Genomic DNA, 17,859 nt, shown 5'->3' on the forward strand with positions numbered 1-17,859 from the left:
CTCCTTATATTAACGGGTGTAGATAAAACGTCCAATCGAGACAAGTTTCTTGTCCAGATAGATATCGACAGAAACAACGATAAAACGTCTGCCGGCACGAATAAGGCGAGGCTCGGCACGAATGCTCCCAGCAAACGCGGGACGGAGATAATCAAAGGTCATACTGTTACATGAAGGTTCTTTATCCAGATCAAGCGATTGCACCAGATAAAGGGCTGCTGTGATTTCCCCAAAACTAGCAAGAATGCCTCCGTGAAAAGTGCGTAGCAGTGTATTGCCGATATGCTCCTCGCGGAAAGACAATTGATAAGCAATACCTTTATCCGAATCCACCGATTCAAGCCCCAGAAACTCCACAAAAGGGGTATTCTCAAGCATCTCTTTCTGCACTTTATTCATTCGTGGAGCTTCAAACACAGTTGGTTCACCCATTTTTTAGCTCCTTTCTTTCATCGCTGAATCAAACGCTGGACCAAGAGTACCAACAGCAAAGGAGCCTGACACCGTAGCTAACAAAGAGTGATCAGAGCACGCGTAAGCGCGCCCGCGGACGTAAGCTATATCACCCTGCACCGCATAGCACTCCACCTCACTGAAAATACCCTCCCCGCTAGGCACTTCCTTGATAAAGTCGACGCGAAGATCAATAGTGGCAATCGGGCGCATATCACCGAGTCGCGAAAATATCGCCAGCCCACAATTGGTGTCTAGCAACGTGACCACCACTCCGCGATGAACACCCTCAACTCGATTACAAAGGACAGGACGGCAGGCAAGACTCATCACTGCTCGCCCCTTGCCGATTTCTTCCACCTGTACACCAAACGCATTGAACAAGGGATGAGATGTTCCAAAAAATGTTTCCGCGATGGTCATATTACGATCCGCCGCCAAAGAATCTTCCTCAATCATTGGTAACTTCTTATATAATTAATTGCATCCAAGAACCTACGGATTTGCTGTGACTTAGGCCAGGACATCCAGCGCATACTTCACGTAATGTGACTCGCGCATCTTTACATGATTAATGGCGCTCTTTATTTCAACTAAAGGGAAGACCATTGACTCGGAGCCCTGTTTCAAAGTCTCAGCCAAACCAGACCAGCTCGCTGCCGCGCTGCGCATTAATTCTACTAAATTCGCATGAATTACAGCGGGGAGCATTTCCCCCGCCTCTTCCAAAAAATCGGCATACATGGCACGGAATCCAGCGCCACCTGTACCGCGCTTTTCGATCACCTGATAGGCAAAGCGCAACGACCAGCGCCAGTTTTCGTCCGCTGACCAGCGTGGTAGCGCATCAACCCAGGTATCCAAAGCCGCAAGCCCGCTAAAACGGTTTCCATTAGCCAACGCGTAGGCATTGTCGAAGATTGCTTGCCGCACACGTTCTGGAGATACACTGGAATCAATGGCGTGAGGCGCGAACATGTTACCGTGATGAATGAAGGGTGGCGCGGTCGAGAAACGTGCATCAGCCAGGTTCTTCGCCGCAACAGCAATTAAGTCCGGGCGCTCCGTATCGCTAACCAGCACCTCGTTACGCTCCTCGTCGAGGTGCCATGCCACGATGGCATGTCCAGGAAAATGCGTGCTACTGCCAAAATAAGGCAGATGATATATATCCGTTAAAAGCAATGCAGGCCGATTTTCATGCAATGCCTGATATAAATCAGCGCTGGCGGACGGCTTGTCGCTGTAACTGGTCCAACAAAAAGGAACCTCTAAGGTATTAAACACCTTCTCCTCGAACCCCATTGAGCGCACATGAACAATGAAAGGGGTGCTGGTACCTGGTATCTCCACGTAAGTAATACCGAGTCCAGCCCCGAGACCGAAACAACATGCTTCGCTCATCAATAAGCCATGGTACTCAAGTAAGTCACGTATTGCTGAACTGCCACAGTGCCTGCCCGGCCTATGGCAGTGAGTCATAACCGCCTTTTCGCCATCCACTCAGGCTGCCTCGCTCATCGGCGAGCTTCCGTAAACGGCAGCGGATGCACGCATTGGGTCGCCATGATCCCCATACTCTTCCAGCCATGCCGCCACTTTCTCTGGCATGCCCGTATCCCAAGGATGAAAGCCGGGGCGAAACCAGGCCAAGAATTCAGGCAACATTCGAGTTAGAATACCGCGTCGGCCATAGAGACGATTCAGCCCACGCATCAACACCCCAGGCTGGCGCATGGCGCCATCTAGACGCAACATGTTCACGAACACTGGCCCGACCACCAGATGAATCATTAGCATGGTCACTACCAACGCCGAGACCCGTGACAGATAACCGCCGCCCGCCGCCGTTTGGTAGACGTCGTAAGCTACTGCCTTATGCTCAACCTCTTCCACACCATGCCAGAGAAACATCGCCCTCATCACAGGGTCTGCTTCGGTAAACATGTCAGTTTCATCCTTAAGCATTGCCTCGCCCAGAGTGGCCGTAAAATGTTCGAATGCCGCAGTCATCGCCAGCTGATACTTCTCTGGCAAGTACTTTTGTGACGAGCGAATGAAACGCCGCAGATTGCTGGTAATCTTGTCAACATCAACACCCTGCCCAACCATCACCTCATTGAAGCGATCGTGGACAATACCATGCTGCCCCTCTTGACGAATAAAGTGGCGAATATCCTCACGCAAACCTGGCTCCTTTACCCGATCCTGGAAATTCCGTACCGACTGGATAAAAAACCGTTCACCCTCGGGAAAATGCACTGACAGGGCATCAAAGAAACGAGTTAGCACAGGGTCTCCACCATTCCAATGTCGTGGAACAGTTGATACATCAAAGGTTACTTTTCGTGGTTTTATTGGTATCGCGTTCATAAAGAGCCTCCGTACAAGCCTTCACAGGGTGTTAACCTTTGAGGGTATATTATTGGCTAGCCAACCAAACTTCAATACTATACCAGGACATTTTAGTAAGAAACAAAATTCCTCTGTCAGACTCTGCGACGGCATAACGGACCAGCGGGGGTGGACATCTGAACGAAAACATACGGCTTTGAGCCAGGTGGCCTTGTAGCGTAGGTGTCTGCTTATTTGCCCCTTCTTCTCCTCATCCTCAACACTATAGACTTGTTTTGCACGGACATTGGGTGGTTGACCAACCTATGGATGTGCGCTACTTTACGTTTATCTTTAAAGGGGGATCATTGTGCTTGAGTTCATTGCTATTCTGGGCTGCTTAACAGCGATAAACGTATTTCTTGTTAGTGTTGTGAGTGAATCAAATGATTCGAAGCCAAATAATGTATATTTAACCAACCGGCAATTAGTGGAGGACCCCCTCTTAGAGCTAGAGCTTAAGGACGCTAATTGTTCCTCGATGTCTGATATTTCACCTTATTGCCAATAGCGGCAAACATGAAAGTTAATGCGCATTATTCAGATCGACCTCCCAGGATGATTTGCAATTATTAACGCATTCATGGCGGCACGGCTATCTGTGTGTGTTTTCTCTGCTTACCATGGCCCGTTATGCTATGTGTACGCTTACGTTCATTAATTGCCGGGGTTTTACTCTTCATGCGTCTAGCTCTCTTTCTTACGTTATTAACACTGTATGGCTGTCAGGAATCGTCTCACTTAGATACTGTACTGAACAGACCCCATCCAGTATACACTGCGGTAGTGTCAGAGCATTCTACGACCGTGCCTCAAGGTATTACAGGCACAGTAGAGGCGCGTACAGAGGTTGCTATAGCCTTTCAAGTAAGTGGCCGAATTCTGAAGCGGTATGTGGACTCCGGTCAAATTGTAGCAACCGGCGAGCCATTATTCTTGTTGGACGCAAGGGAATTTGAACAAAGCCTGGAGGCTGCAAAGGCCCAATTGACAGCTGCTGAAGCTGAATTGATACACGCGGAATCCAAACTCGCTCGGGACAGCCGCTTGATCGAACAGAACAGTATTAGCCAAAGTATATTTGAAGCGTCCTTATTGTCCAAACGTGCAGCGCAAGCGCGAAAAGAGGCTGCCCAGGCTAGACTTCGACAAGCAGAAATTGCGCTTCAGCATACGTCCCTAACCGCCACAAGGCCAGGCATCTTGGTGAATGTCACAGGGATGCCGGGGCAAGTGGTAACGACTGGTCAACCCCTAGGAATATTGGCTGATACTCGCGAGTTAGAGATCGAAGTTTTCCTAGCCAGGAGCGTTTTTCCGCCGACAGAAGCGCTGGCCTATATCGATGATGCCCGCATACCACTAAAGCTTCGTGAAACCGCTGGCGCCGCTAACGAATACAGCAGAACCTGGCGTTCTCGTTATCAGATTGAGTCCTCTGGTAGCGAGTTAAAGTTGGGTATGCTGGTCAGGGTCCGCATGGTGGTCCCTGATTCTCCCACACAGGTCTATTCAGTTCCACTGTCGGCTCTGGATGAGCGAGGAAGTGATACCCAGATCTGGCAAATTGTGGATCAACAGGCCCAACCCCAGACCGTTGCGGTGGTTGGGGTTACGCCTATCTCAGCTCAAATTCATGGGCAAGACCTTAAGACTGGTGATCGAGTTATCGCCTTAGGTACTCATCTGCTAGTACCAGGGATGCCTGTTAAAGAATACGCACAATGAGCTTTCCTAATCTATCGGCACTTGCAGTACGAGAGCGATCAGTTACGCTGTATTTCCTGATTTTATCCGTGTTCGCAGGGGCTTATGCTTTTGCCTCATTGGGACGTGCGGAAGACCCTTCTATTACTCTGCAAATGTTGATGGTTTCCGCAGTCTGGCCTGGTGCCACTCCTGCAGAGATCGAACAGCAAGTGGTTCACCCAATCGAGAAGAGCATCCAGAGAATTGAGTATCTTGACGAAATCAAAACGACGGTCCAGGCAGGCCGGGCTGATATCCAAGTCCAATTTCATAGTTATACACCACAGGAAAAAATGCCGGAACTACAGTTTCAGGTTAGAAAGCGCATGTTGGATCTATCCTCACATTTGCCTGAAGGGGTTGTAGGGCCCATCGTCAATGATGACTTTTCCGATGTGTATTTCAGCCTATTTAGCCTTTCTGCGCCCGGCCTTCCGGTGCGAAAATTAACACGTTACGCCGAGCGGCTCCGAGATGAATTACAACTCATTCCCGGTACCCGCAAAGCCGATTTGATCGCCGAGCGCGAAGAGAGAGTCTATGTCGATTTAGACAATGTTGTTATGACTAACAGCGGCATCTCATCCCAAGCCGTATTCGAGGCGATAAGAGCATACAATACGCTTATCCCCGCCGGTCAGATCGACACGACTGGTCCGCGCCTAAGGTTTCGGCTCGATTCAGATCTGTCTGATCCTCAGCGATTGGCACAGGTCCCTATCCGTGCCGGTGACCATCTAATCCGGCTGGGAGATATTGCCGTCATTACCCAAGGTTACGAGGAACCACCGTCGTATTTTGCTCGAGTCAATGGAGAAGATGCAATACTTGTCGGCGTAGTCATGGGCAAGGGTGAAAACGGATTAGTATTTGGTGAACGCCTTGACGCGTTTCTAAGCAAAACGAGAGCTGAGCTTCCCTTGGGTATGGAACTGGATCAAATCACCAATCAGACGGATGCCATTAAAGCGGCAGTTAATTTGTTCCAGGTGAAGTTTTTGGTGGCCGTAATCGTGGTGATGAGCATTGGATTTTTATCATTAGGGCTGCGCGCCGGTTTGATCGTGGGTATCGCAGTTCCGATCACCCTTGGGTTAACGTTTGTGCTGATGAAAGCCGCCAATATAAATCTGGATCGTATTACCTTAGGGGCACTAATCATCGCGTTGGGTTTATTGGTCGATGATGCCATCATTGCGATTGAAATGATGTTGGTAAAGCTGGAAGAAGGTTGGAGTAAAGTAAGCGCCGCCACTCATGCTTGGAATGCGACAGCTTCGCCTATGCTTTTCGGCACTCTGGTTACCATGTTCGGCTTTGTTCCGATTGGATTTGCCAAATCTGGGGTAGGTGAATACGCTGGAAATATATTTTGGGTTTTGGCTTTTTCACTCATTATCAGTTGGTTGGTGGCCGTTACTTTTACACCTTATTTGGGCGTAAAGATTTTGCTTGCACCCAAGCTGAAACCCGGCAATATGGGCGATCACTACAAGTCATCCCTGGTGTACGAGTATCTACGGGCCTTGATTACGTGGTGTGTTCGCCATCGGCGGACCGTGGTCTTCATTACCTTTGCGATGTTGGTGCTAAGCGTCGCAGGCATGGCGGGGCCGGTGGAAAAACAGTTCTTCCCAGGCTCGGATCGGCCCGAAATTTTGATTGATGTGAATCTAGCACCCGGTACATCGGTCACGACAACGGACACGACCGTCAAGCGCCTTGAGGCACTATTAGATTCAATGGGAGGTGTTGAAAATTACGCCAGTTATGTAGGTGGCGGGGCGCCACGTTTTTTCATCTCGGTTAACCCTGAGCATCCGGACTCTTCGTTTGCTAAAATAATCGTAACAGCGACGGGGCCGATTGAGCGTGACCGAATTATTGCTGCATTAGACCAACATGTTGCCAATGGTGCTTTTGCCGAGGCGCGTATTCGTGTCACACGCCTGTTGTTCGGGCCGCCAGTTGACTGGCCTGTCAGCTTCCGTGTCATCGGACAAGACCCTGCGACCTTAAGGAAAGTGGCCCACCAAGTCAGGGAGGTCATGTCCCACAACCCTCACGTTGTCAATCCTCATTTGGAATGGGATCAACGTGTACCGACATTGAAGCTGGAAATGGATGAACAGCGCCTTCGACTAATGGGATTGACACCACTTTCAGTTGCTCAACAAATGCAATATCGAACAGATGGAGTTCCAATAGCTGAGGTCAGACAAGACATCAGAACTGTTGATGTCTACGTTCGCGGCCAGGGTGCCAAGCGAGCCCAAAACGAGCCACCCATTTATGAGCTCCGCAATGAACAGGGTCAAAAGATACCACTTTCACATCTGGGCGAGGTGAAAATTGCTTACGAAGATGCCATGATTCGACGCCACAATCGAGAGCTCTTTCTGGCTGTTCGCGGGGAGGTAAAGAATGCGCAGCCACAAGATGTCACCAAAACATTATGGGCGGATCTGGAATCAATTCATGCAGCGCTCCCTGATGGTTACAGGATTGATATTGCAGGTAGTCTGGAACGTTCACAAGAAGCAGAGGACTCTATAAATCAGGTTTTCCCACTGATGATTGCCCTGATGGTAACTTGCGTGGTGCTGCAAATGCGAAGTTTTCCTGGTGTTGTGATAGTGCTTTTAACAGCACCCTTGGGCGTCATTGGCTCTGTCGTAGCACTGCTGGTTTTCAAGCAGCCTTTCGGATTTGTCGCCTTACTTGGGCTGATCGGATTGGCAGGCATATTAATGCGCAATACTTTAATTCTAACTCAGCAGGTCAGAGATAACCTTGAGGATGGCATGCTGCCGTCAGATGCGGTCGTCGAGGCGGCTGTCAGACGCGCAAGACCGGTGGTGCTAACCGCTTTGGCTGCTGCGCTTGCGTTCATCCCTTTGACGACCGATATTTTCTGGGGGCCGATGGCGTATGTTCTGATTGGTGGTGTCATTTTAGGCACCGCCATTACGCTTTTGTTCGTGCCAGCGCTTTACGCATTGGCGTTTCGTTTGGAAAGTAGATGAGGAACTATGCACCTAATCCTTAAGCACCGCGTCGCGAATCACTCGCCAGACGAAATCACCTATCTCCTCAAGCGAATAGCGACCATCTTCACGAAACCAAGTTGCTACCCAGTTGAGTGCTCCAAGACCAATAAGGCGCAGCAAATCCTGATCAACGTCCTCACGTAGCACCCCTACATCTGCAAGAGACCTAAGCATAGCGCCCCATAATGCCTCGTAGCGGTCACGCAGTTCGATCATTTCCGCTCGTGCTTCACCGCGCAAGGAGCGCCATTCGAACAGCAGCACGTAGACCAAATCCGAGCCACTGACTACTAATTCCAGGTGCGAATTTATGCCTAGCCGTAATTGCTCTACAGGATCTGTTACGCTTGTCACCGCTCTGTAGACAGCGCTCGAAGCATGCTCCAAGCCCAGTCGCATCAAATCAACAAGAATGTCTTCCTTGGCTTTATAGCGATAATGAAGGCTTCCGGGCAGTAAATTGCATGCTTCGGCAATTTCTTTCACCGTCGTCCGATCATAGCCCTGCTCTCGAAACAGCCGAGCGGCTGAATTTAACACAAAGTCGCGGTCAGACACTTTTACTTGCTGGGGTTCATTTTTCTTTTTCACTTAATCCTCCTGCGTATGCAAGTCGATGATATTAGTCGATATGTTTCCGTGGCGCACCTTTTTCAATTCTACAACCCAGCTCCGACTTGATCAGCAACTCTCAAAGCGATCCTTCTTTTGTGCCAAATACATACATCTTCCACCCTTTTGTTTAACACCTGCTTGACCATTAGGTCACCAAGACACATAATATGGTTGGTTGTCCAAACAAATAGCATGAAGAAATCTACTAGGAGAACAGACAAATGGCGCTGGCAAGTCGAAAGATCGGTTATGACGAAGTTGTAACGCGCGACATCCATTTCCCAATGAACCGTGAGACGGTCGCGCGCCACTGGTTTAACAAAGACCCCTGGTGTACGCATTGGATGAATGCCATTCTGGCCGCAGTGCCGGATGGTGAGCGCTGGGTAATGAATTCAGCACGGCGTCAGCTCGATAAATTGCGCGACCCGGAAGTGCGCAAGGCCGCGCTGGAGTTCATCCGCCAGGAGCGCATCCATGCCCGTGAGCATGACGAGATGAACGCCATATGCGTGCAACAGGGCGTCCCTATCGACAAGGTCGAGGGGATCTTCAAGCACATTCGCAAGGAGCTCCAGCATCGCCTGAGCGATGACATGCAAAGCTCTATTGCGGCGGCGTTCGAGCATTTCACTGCTATCATTTCCGCGGTGATGCTGGAGCACCCGGAGCTATTCGATGAAACACACCCTGAATTACGTGCCATGCTGTACTGGCACTTCGTTGAGGAAACTGAACACAAGAGTGTAAGCTTTGATGTGTTCGTCGACGCAAGCGGTGGCGGCCTGCGTAGTTATCGACTGCGCACCAGCGGCATGCTTCTGGCTATCGCTCTTGGTTTTCCCCTCATGCTCGGTAATCAGGCATTCTTGCTCTATAAGGACAAGCAGATCCTCAACCTGCGTTCAGCGGCCTCTATGACCAGGATTCTGTTCCTTAAACCAGGCATTCTGTCCAAAGTGCTGGCAGGCATCTTTCCCTACTTCTCCCCCACCTTCCACCCTTGGGATGATGACAATCGTGAGATCATCAAGGTCTGGAAGCGTGTTTACGAAAAAACCGGCGACACCCACAAGGCGTTCGAGGCGGTACGGAAGCACCAGTCCGGCCCTCGGATAGGCGACGGTCTACATCCAGTGGCGCAACCCGCCTGAGGAGTTCTTATGACGAAGCAACCTTTACCACCTTCCCGCAACGCAGCCGCTGTTGTCACTGGAGCTGGCAGCGGTATTGGCCGTAGCTTTGCGTATGAATTGGCGCGCCGTGGAGGTGTGGTGATCTGCTCAGACATCAATGAGGCACGAGCCGAACAGGTCGCCGCCAGCATACAGGCGCTAGGAAGTAAGGCCATTCCCCATCGCTGTGACGTCGGCGATGCAAAAGAGATGGCCGCCCTCAGCGATGAAGCCGAGAAACTACTCGGCCGTCCGGTGACGCTGGTAATCAACAATGCCGGCGTGGGCCTGGGGGGTCCCATCGGTGAGGTGCTCTTGGACGACTGGCGCTGGTGCATGAACGTCAACCTTTGGGGTGTCATTCACGGCTGCCATTTCTTTGCGCCGAAACTGCGGGATCTCGGCTATGGCGGCATCATTAATGTCGCTTCCGCCGCCGCATTTGGCGCTGCGCCGGAGATGAGCACCTACAACGTCACCAAGGCAGGTGTACTGGCGCTGTCGGAAACACTGGCCGCCGAGCTGGCTGGCACTGGCGTAAACGTCACAGCACTGTGTCCTACAGTGGTACCCACCAACATCGTCAATGATGGCAAACTGCCGGAAAAGCGCCGAGAGTTTGCCCGTGCCGCCATGACCCGCTTCGCCCTGACCACAGCCGACAAGGTCGCCCGACAAACACTCGATGCGCTGGATCGAGGGGAACTTTATATGCTGCCGCAAATTGATGGCCTCATGGCTTGGCGTTTCAAACGCCTCATGCCTCGCTTGTACACCCGTATCGTGGGTGAGACCTATCGCCTGCTGGCCGACTGAATTAGGAGACACTAATGGCATCCCTTCCTGCAAAAATTATTAAGCCCCTTTTCCGCGTTATGATGAAACGCGATATTCTGGATCCCGAACATCTGGTTCGTCATTTGCGTAAGGTTATGAATGCGCCTTTGTTACCCTCACTGCTGCCAAGCGGTGTTAGCCTTAGGTATGCGCGTGTCGCCGATATCCCAGGACAGTGGCTGACCACCGCCACTCCGACCGTAACGCTGCTTTTCCTGCACGGTGGTGCTTTTGTCGGTGGCCGCCTCGACACCTACCACAATTTTTGTGGCAGGCTGGCCCAGGCGCTGAACGCGCGTATTTTTCTTGCCGATTACCGGCTAGCCCCGGAGCATCCCTATCCGGCCGCACCGGACGATGCCTTGAGCGTGTACCGTGAATTGATTGATGACTCTCGGCCATTGGTCGTGGCCGGTGACTCTGCCGGTGGTAATCTGACGCTGGTGACACTTCTGCGCGCCCGCGACGAGGGACTTCCGATGCCGGTATGTGCCATCGCCATCTCTCCAGGTGCCGATGCCACCGGCGAGTTGATGTCCCGGCAAGCCAACAACGACTCCGATCCGATGCTTTCCCAAGCAATGATCGATGGTGCCACAAAGCTCTATCTGCAGGGCGCCGATCCGCTGCACCCCTACGCTTCCCCGTGCCGTGGCGATTACCGACAGCTACCACCATTGATGCTGACGGTGAGCGAGGAGGAATGCTTGCGCGATGATGCCTATGCCGTGGCCGAACGCGCACGCCAGGCAGGCGTGCCAGTGAAACTGCTATCGCGACCAGACATGCCGCATGTCTGGCCGATCTTGCGGCTACTGCTGCCGGAAGCACGAAAAGACACCGAACGGCTGATCAACTTCGTACAAACGCAGTTACGCAGTGCCCCGGTTAAAGCTCAAAATCGCCACGATTTTGGTAACGACATTCCGGCTTGCTCCAACGTACAGGAGACCGTCGCATGAACATGACTGCCTTTGCACCTGAGGAATCGATGCATTCGGCGCGCCCTGACCACGAAGTCATCATCGTAGGCGCAGGGATCTCTGGCATTGGCACCGCTGTACAACTCAAAGCGGACGGTATTGACGACATCCTTATCCTTGAGCGCAGCATTGATGTTGGTGGCACCTGGCGTGACAATCGATATCCGGGAATTGCCGTGGATATCACCTCGTTCACTTACTCATTCTCATTCGAACAGAACCCCAACTGGTCGCGGGTATTCGCGCCGGGCAGCGAACTTTATCAATACACTCGCCGGGTAGCGAGCAAATATGGGATCTACCCGCACATCCGCTTTGGCGTCGAAGTGCAACAGGCCAGATTCGATAAGCACAATGACCTATGGGTGCTGACATTAAAGCAGGGCAAAACCCTGCGGGCACGACATCTGGTTTCCGCAGGGGGGGGGCTGATCTCGCCCAAACTACCCGACATCGAGGGTCTCGACAACTTCGAAGGCGATATCATCCATACCGCCCGCTGGCCAAAGGGCATCGACCTGAAGGGCAAGCGTGTCGCGGTCATCGGCACCGGAGCTACCGCCGTGCAACTGGTGCCAGAAATTGCTCGACAGGTCCGCCAACTTGATGTTTACCAACGAACACCTATCTGGGTGCTAAAAAAGCCGGATCGAACCTTGCCGGGCTGGCTAAAAACCCTATTTCGCGCCTCACCTGCTTTACAGCAAGGTATTCGCAGTGTAACGGACGCTTCCAGCGAAACCCTGATGGTATTGTCCGCAATCTACTACCGCCAAGCTCCCTGGATCGTGCGTGCCTGTGAGAAGGCTGCCCTCCAAAACATGTACGAACAACTTCCTGATCGGCAGGATCTCTGGGAGAAGCTCAGCCCTGCCTATGGCTTTGGCTGCAAGCGCCCCACCTTCTCCAACGAGTATTTCAAAACCTTCGCGCAGGACAACGTCGAGCTGGTGACAACACCGATTCGACACATCACCCGCAGGGGAATTACCACTAACGACGGCAAGTCACGCCCCATTGACGTACTTGTGCTCGCCACCGGCTACAAGACATTCGAGAAAGGCAATATCCCCTCCTTCGAACTGATCGGGAGCAACGGCACCGACCTTGGACAGTTCTGGCATGACAATCGCTACCAAGCCTACGAGGGATTGACCATACCGGGCTATCCGAACTTCTACATCATGCTCGGCCCTTACGCCCTGATCGGTACGTCTTATTTCAAAATGGTGGAGGGTAACGCAATTCACCTGTCGAGGTGTATTCGTGAGTCCCGAAGGCGCGCAGCAACGCGAGTCGAGGTTCGGCAAGAGGCGCATGATAGTTACTTCCAGGACATACAGAAGCGCCAGCAGGGGACTGTTTTCCTGAACCACAACTGTGCTACCTCGAACAGCTATTACTTTGACCGCCACGGTGATGCACCCATGCTGCGACCCTCAACTTCGCTGGAGATGCTTTGGCGTGCGAAGCACTTGCCGATGACACACTACAAATTCAGTGGAGGTGACGATCAACAAGACGTGACCCAGCCTGAGGCCGACTCGGTGAAGGGTAAGCTGGAACTAACCGCATTTTGAGCGGCTGGAACCGAAAATATCTACCTAATGGGGAGCCTTCCCCTCATTAGCCCTAAACTGGGACAATTTTCTTAATTTTGCCGCGATCGTAGATAGGCACAAAACCTTCGATGTGCTTTCGAATCGCTTGTAACGCGACATCGATTTTTTACTATGCTCAATCTTCTGAGTATAACTATGATCTTGCGTAAGGCCTGCGATACCTAGAGCCAGCGTCCTACTTGAATTTATTGTGACTTTATTGACGCCATGAACTGCGTAGCTTTTTCCAGCAGGTACAGAAGAAAAGGACATCGGCGAAATTGACCACTCTGCTCTTGCCATTATTTCTGTGAAGGAAGTTTAGTATTACAGTCGCATAAACCTCAATGCTTTTGTTATTTTTAATACTATTGATGGCCCAACTTCCCTTTTGCTCAATTAGGGTAAAAATAGGAATCTCGAAAAAAGCAATATCCTCTGGAGGCCACGGATGGCGAGGCTTATAGGGTACTTTGTCGTTTTTGGACGGAAAATCCCTAGAACCTCTAGGAGAAATAAATTACTTTGAGCAACGTAGACCGGAAGATAACTTTGGCCCGGCTGCAGGTTTTAGTTGAGCAGCTATGCCGAATCAGTAGATCCTGATTTAGTGTGACTGTAACAACGTCTCTTATTGTGGTGCTGATAATAGCAAAAACACACTTGCTTGACATTTGTTTGTGCGACCAAATACCATCTGGATTGTTTATTGCCAGTGAGTACGCACAATGAATCAAGCTGCTAAAAAAAAATACCGCCATATGGATGGAATTGGTCCCTATGACATTCCTCTAGAAGATTATGACATGAGCCAACGGGAACCCTTTCAAAATAATACGTTTTGGAGTTTCTTTGATCGAATGAGACAAGAAGATCCGATACATTATTGCAAGGATTCCAAGTTTGGTCCCTTTTGGTCAGTTACCAAATTCAAAGATATTGTGGAAGTTGAGAATAAACCTGATATTTACTCTTCAGAACCCACAATCGCATTCTTGGATCCCAATGAGGATTTTAACGTACCAATGTTTATTGCGATGGACGAGCCCAAGCACGGTGTGCAGCGACGCACAGTGCAGGGTGCAGTCGATCCACGTAACCTTGCGGGTATGGAGAGCCTGATACGCGAGCGCGTATGTAATATACTAGATGATCTACCAATTTACGAAACCATTGACTGGGTAGACAAAGTTTCAATTGAGCTGACGGGACAAATGTTGGCCACCATACTCGATTTTCCCCAAGAGCATCGTCGAAAACTAACCTATTGGTCCGATGTGGCAACCGCTGTTCCAGGCCCTATGTCGATCGTTTCTTCGTATGAAGAATCCAGGAAAATCCTGATGGAAGAATGTGTGCCTGCTTTTTTTAACCTATGGCAGAAAAAAAAGAACTCCCCACCCGAAACCTCGCTTATCTCCATGCTGGCACACGCTGAAGAAACCAGCCGCATGGCGGAGGAAAACCCGATGGAATTTCTGGGTAACCTAATACTACTGATTGTCGGCGGCAACGACACTACTAGAAATTCAGTTTCGGGAAGTGTTCTATTCCTTAATGAAAACCCGAAGGAATACGATAAACTTCGTGAAAACCATGGCCTTGTTAATACAATGGTACCAGAAATTATCAGGTACCAAACTCCCCTAACGCACATGCGAAGGACGGCCACGAAGGACACCATTCTCGGTGGAAAGCAAATTCACAGGGGCGACAAAGTGATTCTCTGGTTTGTCTCAGGAAATCGGGATGAAGAAGCAATTGACAAGCCTTATGAATTTATCATCGACAGGAAAAATCCGAGGTACCATCTTTCATTTGGTTTTGGCATACATCGCTGTATGGGCAATCGCCTTGCTGAAATGCAACTTAGAATCGTATGGGAGGAGATACTTAAACGCTTCCATAAAATCGAAGTAATGGGTGAACCTCAACGAGTTTATTCAAACCTCATTAAAGGGTATTCAGATCTACCAGTACGCCTTATTCCAGCTTAATAGACTAACAGCCTGTTGAAAATAAAAATCACATTCGGTATTGAATCGGAAAATTCTGGAGAGAAATAATGGTTTCCGTGAGGGTGTTCAAAATTCTGTGTCAGCCTAGTGGCTTTAGTAAGCTGATGTATTCTTCTAGCCGTTCCGGGAAGTGGATCGTCAGTTGCGACAACGTCTAGACGAACCCGTCAGATTCTAGTTCTGAATCGGATGGGTCCAGCGCTCAGTGGCTTTCAGTATACCGGCATACAGCAGCTTCAGTAAGCTGTTTTCATTGGCGAAGCCACCTTTGGTTTTTGTGAGCTTACGGAACTGGCGATGAAAGGCCTCGACCGCATTGGTGGTATAGATCGCTTTCTGCACATAATCCGGATATTTGAAGTAGGCCGACAACGTGTGTCATTTGCTGCGCCAGGACTTTAATTCCGTAGTAATATTTACTACCGTTTGGATAGAGTAATCCACAATGCTCATCCTGGTGCAGTATAGTTGTACCTTTGTCCATGAAGAATCTTGCGACAGTTTTCAAAGAGTAGGGCTTTAATTTTACCTGTAGAATTCGTTCTCTAAAAGTACAGAAGAATCCAGATAGAGGGGTTCTAGGTACTTAGCCGCAAAATATACCACAGAACCCCTATAGCTCTGTTGCGGCGGCCTCTAGCTCGATTTCACTTTTCTAAATCCGTGTCGAGAATACCGATCGTTGACGTGGTGGCACGAAATGCCGCAAACGGATCGGTGCCATCGATATAGCGTAACGCTGATTGCACGTCGCGCCATCCAACATACTGCATCAACGTTTTCACATCCCATTGATTAGTATTGGCCCATCCGGCAAATCCGCGGCGGAGCGAATGGCTGCTGTACTGCTCGTATTCCGGTAACCCTGCCCTGGAAAGCAACTCGCGCAGCCATTTATTGATGCTACCGGGATTCATTGGAACTTCTGACAAGCGCCCCCAGCGGTCGAGACGCGGAAACATTGGCCCCTCAGTTTTGTCGATCTTTGTCAGCCAGGTATTGACTGCTTCCACCGGACACAGCGCTCGTAATGCTGGTGCTCGAAAGGTGCGACCCAGGTTGTCCCTATCGCCTTTACTGGATGGGAGAAAGAGCGTCAAACCTTCACCTGGTGTCAGCTCGACATGTTCAATCCGCAAGCGACACAGCTCATCGCTGCGAAAGCCCCGCCAGAAACCCAGTAACAGCAGTGCCCGATCTCGGAAATACCGCAACTGCATCACCGCATCGTTTTCTGAATTCTCCGCCTGGTGACGCAGCCACCTATCGACAATCTCCAACTGCTCAAGCTGCAAAGGTTTGGCCTGTTTCTCAACGGCGGGGTGCAGGCGCCGAATGCCCTTAAGTATGGTCTTCACCAGTGGTGCCTTGGTGGGATCAGGGAAGCCTTGATCGTTATGCCATTTAGCCAGCGCCGCCAGACGCTGCTTGAGGGTGTTGACGGACAATGTATCCGCATGATCGGTCAGGTAGCGACTGATGCTGTCAGCGGTCGCGGGCAGCAATCCGCCCCATTCCTCTTCGTAATGCCGAAGCGAGGCTCGGTAGCTCCGCCGGGTTATTGTCCCGCGTGGCGGCTTCAATGTACTGGGCGCGGGTCGGCATGGGGCCCCCCTGTTCAGGCGCTGGAAAACCAGGTTTCGTAATGGTAGCGCCCGAGTTTACCGTGAAAAATTGGCAACCGATAGGATAAATCATCATTACCCGATCTATGTATAGTACGGTTATTGCGGGAACAAACCCGTCTATATAGAATGTACTTACATGGTATGTAATATATTATCTTAAAATAGGAGGCCGGGATGGCGCGGGCGGGCTTGAACAAGTTCAATGTGCAGCAGGCACGGGACACGCTGTTGGCGCGGGGTATCAACCCATCGGTGGATGCGGTGCGCGTCGAACTGGGCAATACCGGCTCGAAAACCACGATCCACCGCTATCTGAAGGAGTTGAAAGCGGAGGATGCTACCCAACTGGGCGATGAAGCTTTATTGTCTAACGCCCTAAAGGACATGGTTGTCCGGATGGCTGCCAAGTTACGGGACGAAGCCCTGCAACGAGCGGAAGCCGCCAATCATGCCTGGCAGAACGAGAAAACCCAGCTGGTGGTCCAGTTCAGCGCTGCGCAGGATCGGCTCAAAGATCTGGGTGCTGACAATGCTGCCCTTACGAGCCGCCTGGAACGCGAAAGCGTCACGCACGACGAGACCAAAGACCGACTCCACCATGCGGAACTACGGGCTGGACGCTGCGAGCAGCAAGTGAAAGGGTTGGAACAGCAGCTCGACGAAAACCAGAAACACCGGGCATCGTTGGAAGAAAAGCATCGATGCGCGGGACGCATTAGAACACTTCCGCACGTCCTCTCAGGAGCAACGGCAACAGGAACAACTGCGCCACGACACCCAGGCCCAGCAGCTCCAGGCCGAGTTACGCAACCTCAACCAAACCTTGATCGTCAAACAAAGCGAACTCACCCAACTCAATCGGGACAATGCCAGCCTGGTCGGCGAAGTGGGTGAACAGCGGAAGCAGGCGAAGTTGTTGGAAAAGCAACTTCGCGAAGAATCCAAGATAGCGGAACTCGCCAGTGAAACCAACGCAAAGCTCATTGCCGTGACCGAGGAAAAGAACGCGCTTGATGCTCGGCTTCAGTCGTTGTTACAGGCACATGACGCCGAAGTCGAAAAAGCCAGGGGACTGGAACTGACTCTGGCCAAATTATAGACGGAGCTGGAGGTGAAAAACGGGCTGCTTGAGAAGCTCTCCATCCGATGAAGTATCGAACCCGGTCGACTGCAAAAGGGCGAAAAGCGGCCCTTCCCTTTGGAGAGAGCTGAATACAAGCTGGGCATTTAAAACAGACGATCAGCCTGTAGGGTCTGACTCCTATTCGCCATCACTACGCAAACATTTAGCCATATAGCTGCTTTACCCGAGCCAGATCTGAAGTAAACATTGTCTCCCGCTTCACGCGGTTTAGA

15 protein-coding genes and 1 pseudogene are annotated in these 17,859 nt (G+C 50.9%); 9 read left to right on the plus strand and 7 right to left on the minus strand.

The window, feature by feature from the left end; translation table 11 throughout:
- Positions 1–9: 9 nt before the first annotated feature.
- The 4 genes from FT643_RS19550 to FT643_RS19565 are packed head-to-tail and all read right to left on the minus strand — an operon-like array spanning position 10 to position 2,826.
- A complete protein-coding gene (locus FT643_RS19550; RefSeq protein ID WP_232340354.1) occupies positions 10–432 on the minus strand; it encodes a PaaI family thioesterase in 423 nt (140 codons plus the stop codon).
- A gap of 3 nt (positions 433–435) precedes the next feature.
- The gene (locus FT643_RS19555; protein WP_198043723.1) at positions 436–912 is read right to left on the minus strand and encodes a PaaI family thioesterase; all 477 of its coding nucleotides are present in this window, start codon (positions 910–912) and stop codon (positions 436–438) included.
- A 54-nt stretch (positions 913–966) separates the two neighbouring features.
- Positions 967–1,935 (minus strand): BtrH N-terminal domain-containing protein, encoded by a 969-nt coding sequence (locus FT643_RS19560; protein ID WP_156873163.1) that lies wholly within the window; start codon positions 1,933–1,935, stop codon positions 967–969.
- A 21-nt stretch (positions 1,936–1,956) separates the two neighbouring features.
- Entirely contained in the window at positions 1,957–2,826 is an 870-nt protein-coding gene (locus FT643_RS19565; protein ID WP_156873107.1) for a metal-dependent hydrolase, read from the minus strand.
- An 807-nt stretch (positions 2,827–3,633) separates the two neighbouring features.
- Between FT643_RS19565 and FT643_RS19570 the strand changes: the two genes are divergently transcribed.
- Entirely contained in the window at positions 3,634–4,575 is a 942-nt protein-coding gene (locus FT643_RS19570) for an efflux RND transporter periplasmic adaptor subunit (RefSeq protein ID WP_198043724.1), read from the plus strand.
- Positions 4,572–7,622: an efflux RND transporter permease subunit gene (locus FT643_RS19575; RefSeq protein WP_156873109.1), complete on the plus strand. Its 3,051-nt coding sequence runs from the start codon at positions 4,572–4,574 to the stop codon at positions 7,620–7,622. The genes FT643_RS19570 and FT643_RS19575 overlap by 4 nt, the downstream gene beginning before the upstream one ends.
- Before the next feature lie 12 nt (positions 7,623–7,634).
- Here FT643_RS19575 and FT643_RS19580 read toward each other — a convergent pair whose 3' ends face one another.
- Positions 7,635–8,237 carry a TetR/AcrR family transcriptional regulator gene (locus tag FT643_RS19580; RefSeq protein WP_317622083.1) on the minus strand — a complete coding sequence of 201 codons (603 nt, stop codon included), beginning with the start codon at positions 8,235–8,237 and terminating at the stop codon, positions 7,635–7,637.
- 245 nt (positions 8,238–8,482) lie between these two features.
- Between FT643_RS19580 and FT643_RS19585 the strand changes: the two genes are divergently transcribed.
- The 5 genes from FT643_RS19585 to FT643_RS19605 all read left to right on the plus strand — a co-directional run bounded on the left by FT643_RS19585 (position 8,483) and on the right by FT643_RS19605 (position 14,854).
- The gene (locus tag FT643_RS19585) at positions 8,483–9,415 is read left to right on the plus strand and encodes a metal-dependent hydrolase (RefSeq protein ID WP_101892379.1); all 933 of its coding nucleotides are present in this window, start codon (positions 8,483–8,485) and stop codon (positions 9,413–9,415) included.
- A 9-nt stretch (positions 9,416–9,424) separates the two neighbouring features.
- Positions 9,425–10,252: an SDR family NAD(P)-dependent oxidoreductase gene (locus tag FT643_RS19590; protein ID WP_101892378.1), complete on the plus strand. Its 828-nt coding sequence runs from the start codon at positions 9,425–9,427 to the stop codon at positions 10,250–10,252.
- 14 nt (positions 10,253–10,266) lie between these two features.
- Positions 10,267–11,235, plus strand: a complete 969-nt coding sequence (locus FT643_RS19595) for an alpha/beta hydrolase (protein ID WP_156873110.1) — start codon at positions 10,267–10,269, stop codon at positions 11,233–11,235.
- The gene (locus FT643_RS19600) at positions 11,232–12,836 is read left to right on the plus strand and encodes a flavin-containing monooxygenase (protein ID WP_156873111.1); all 1,605 of its coding nucleotides are present in this window, start codon (positions 11,232–11,234) and stop codon (positions 12,834–12,836) included. Before FT643_RS19595 ends, FT643_RS19600 begins: the two co-directional genes overlap by 4 nt.
- A 749-nt stretch (positions 12,837–13,585) precedes the next feature.
- Positions 13,586–14,854, plus strand: coding sequence for a cytochrome P450 (locus tag FT643_RS19605; RefSeq protein ID WP_156873112.1), 1,269 nt, complete (start codon positions 13,586–13,588; stop codon positions 14,852–14,854).
- Positions 14,855–14,954: 100 nt separating this feature from the next.
- On the opposite strand, the pseudogene FT643_RS19610 reads toward FT643_RS19605, so the two are convergent.
- Positions 14,955–15,277, minus strand: a pseudogene (locus tag FT643_RS19610) (transposase); the annotation flags it as partial.
- 245 nt (positions 15,278–15,522) lie between these two features.
- Positions 15,523–16,380: a site-specific integrase gene (locus tag FT643_RS19615; protein WP_198043725.1), complete on the minus strand. Its 858-nt coding sequence runs from the start codon at positions 16,378–16,380 to the stop codon at positions 15,523–15,525.
- 297 nt (positions 16,381–16,677) lie between these two features.
- Between FT643_RS19615 and FT643_RS19620 the strand changes: the two genes are divergently transcribed.
- Together FT643_RS19620 and FT643_RS19625 are read left to right on the plus strand one after the other, a co-directional pair.
- On the plus strand, positions 16,678–17,397 hold the full coding sequence (locus tag FT643_RS19620) for a DNA-binding protein (RefSeq protein WP_156873113.1): 720 nt from the start codon (positions 16,678–16,680) through the stop codon (positions 17,395–17,397).
- A gap of 22 nt (positions 17,398–17,419) precedes the next feature.
- Positions 17,420–17,602, plus strand: coding sequence for a hypothetical protein (locus tag FT643_RS19625; protein WP_156873114.1), 183 nt, complete (start codon positions 17,420–17,422; stop codon positions 17,600–17,602).
- Positions 17,603–17,859 lie beyond the last annotated feature (257 nt).

The organism is Ketobacter sp. MCCC 1A13808, from assembly GCF_009746715.1.
In the GTDB taxonomy this organism is placed as follows: Bacteria; Pseudomonadota; Gammaproteobacteria; order Pseudomonadales; family Ketobacteraceae; genus Ketobacter.

Excerpts from the sequence above, each read along its gene's own strand:
- FT643_RS19565 (WP_156873107.1), bottom strand. The coding sequence starts at position 2,826 with ATGAACGCGATACCAATAAAACCACGAAAAGTAACCTTTGATGTATCA.
- FT643_RS19600 (WP_156873111.1), top strand. The coding sequence starts at position 11,232 with ATGAACATGACTGCCTTTGCACCTGAGGAATCGATGCATTCGGCGCGC.
- FT643_RS19575 (WP_156873109.1), top strand. The coding sequence starts at position 4,572 with ATGAGCTTTCCTAATCTATCGGCACTTGCAGTACGAGAGCGATCAGTT.
- FT643_RS19620 (WP_156873113.1), top strand. The coding sequence starts at position 16,678 with ATGGCGCGGGCGGGCTTGAACAAGTTCAATGTGCAGCAGGCACGGGAC.
- FT643_RS19585 (WP_101892379.1), top strand. The coding sequence starts at position 8,483 with ATGGCGCTGGCAAGTCGAAAGATCGGTTATGACGAAGTTGTAACGCGC.
- FT643_RS19590 (WP_101892378.1), top strand. The coding sequence starts at position 9,425 with ATGACGAAGCAACCTTTACCACCTTCCCGCAACGCAGCCGCTGTTGTC.
- FT643_RS19560 (WP_156873163.1), bottom strand. The coding sequence starts at position 1,935 with ATGACTCACTGCCATAGGCCGGGCAGGCACTGTGGCAGTTCAGCAATA.
- FT643_RS19595 (WP_156873110.1), top strand. The coding sequence starts at position 10,267 with ATGGCATCCCTTCCTGCAAAAATTATTAAGCCCCTTTTCCGCGTTATG.
- FT643_RS19605 (WP_156873112.1), top strand. The coding sequence starts at position 13,586 with ATGAATCAAGCTGCTAAAAAAAAATACCGCCATATGGATGGAATTGGT.
- FT643_RS19550 (WP_232340354.1), bottom strand. The coding sequence starts at position 432 with ATGGGTGAACCAACTGTGTTTGAAGCTCCACGAATGAATAAAGTGCAG.
- FT643_RS19555 (WP_198043723.1), bottom strand. The coding sequence starts at position 912 with ATGATTGAGGAAGATTCTTTGGCGGCGGATCGTAATATGACCATCGCG.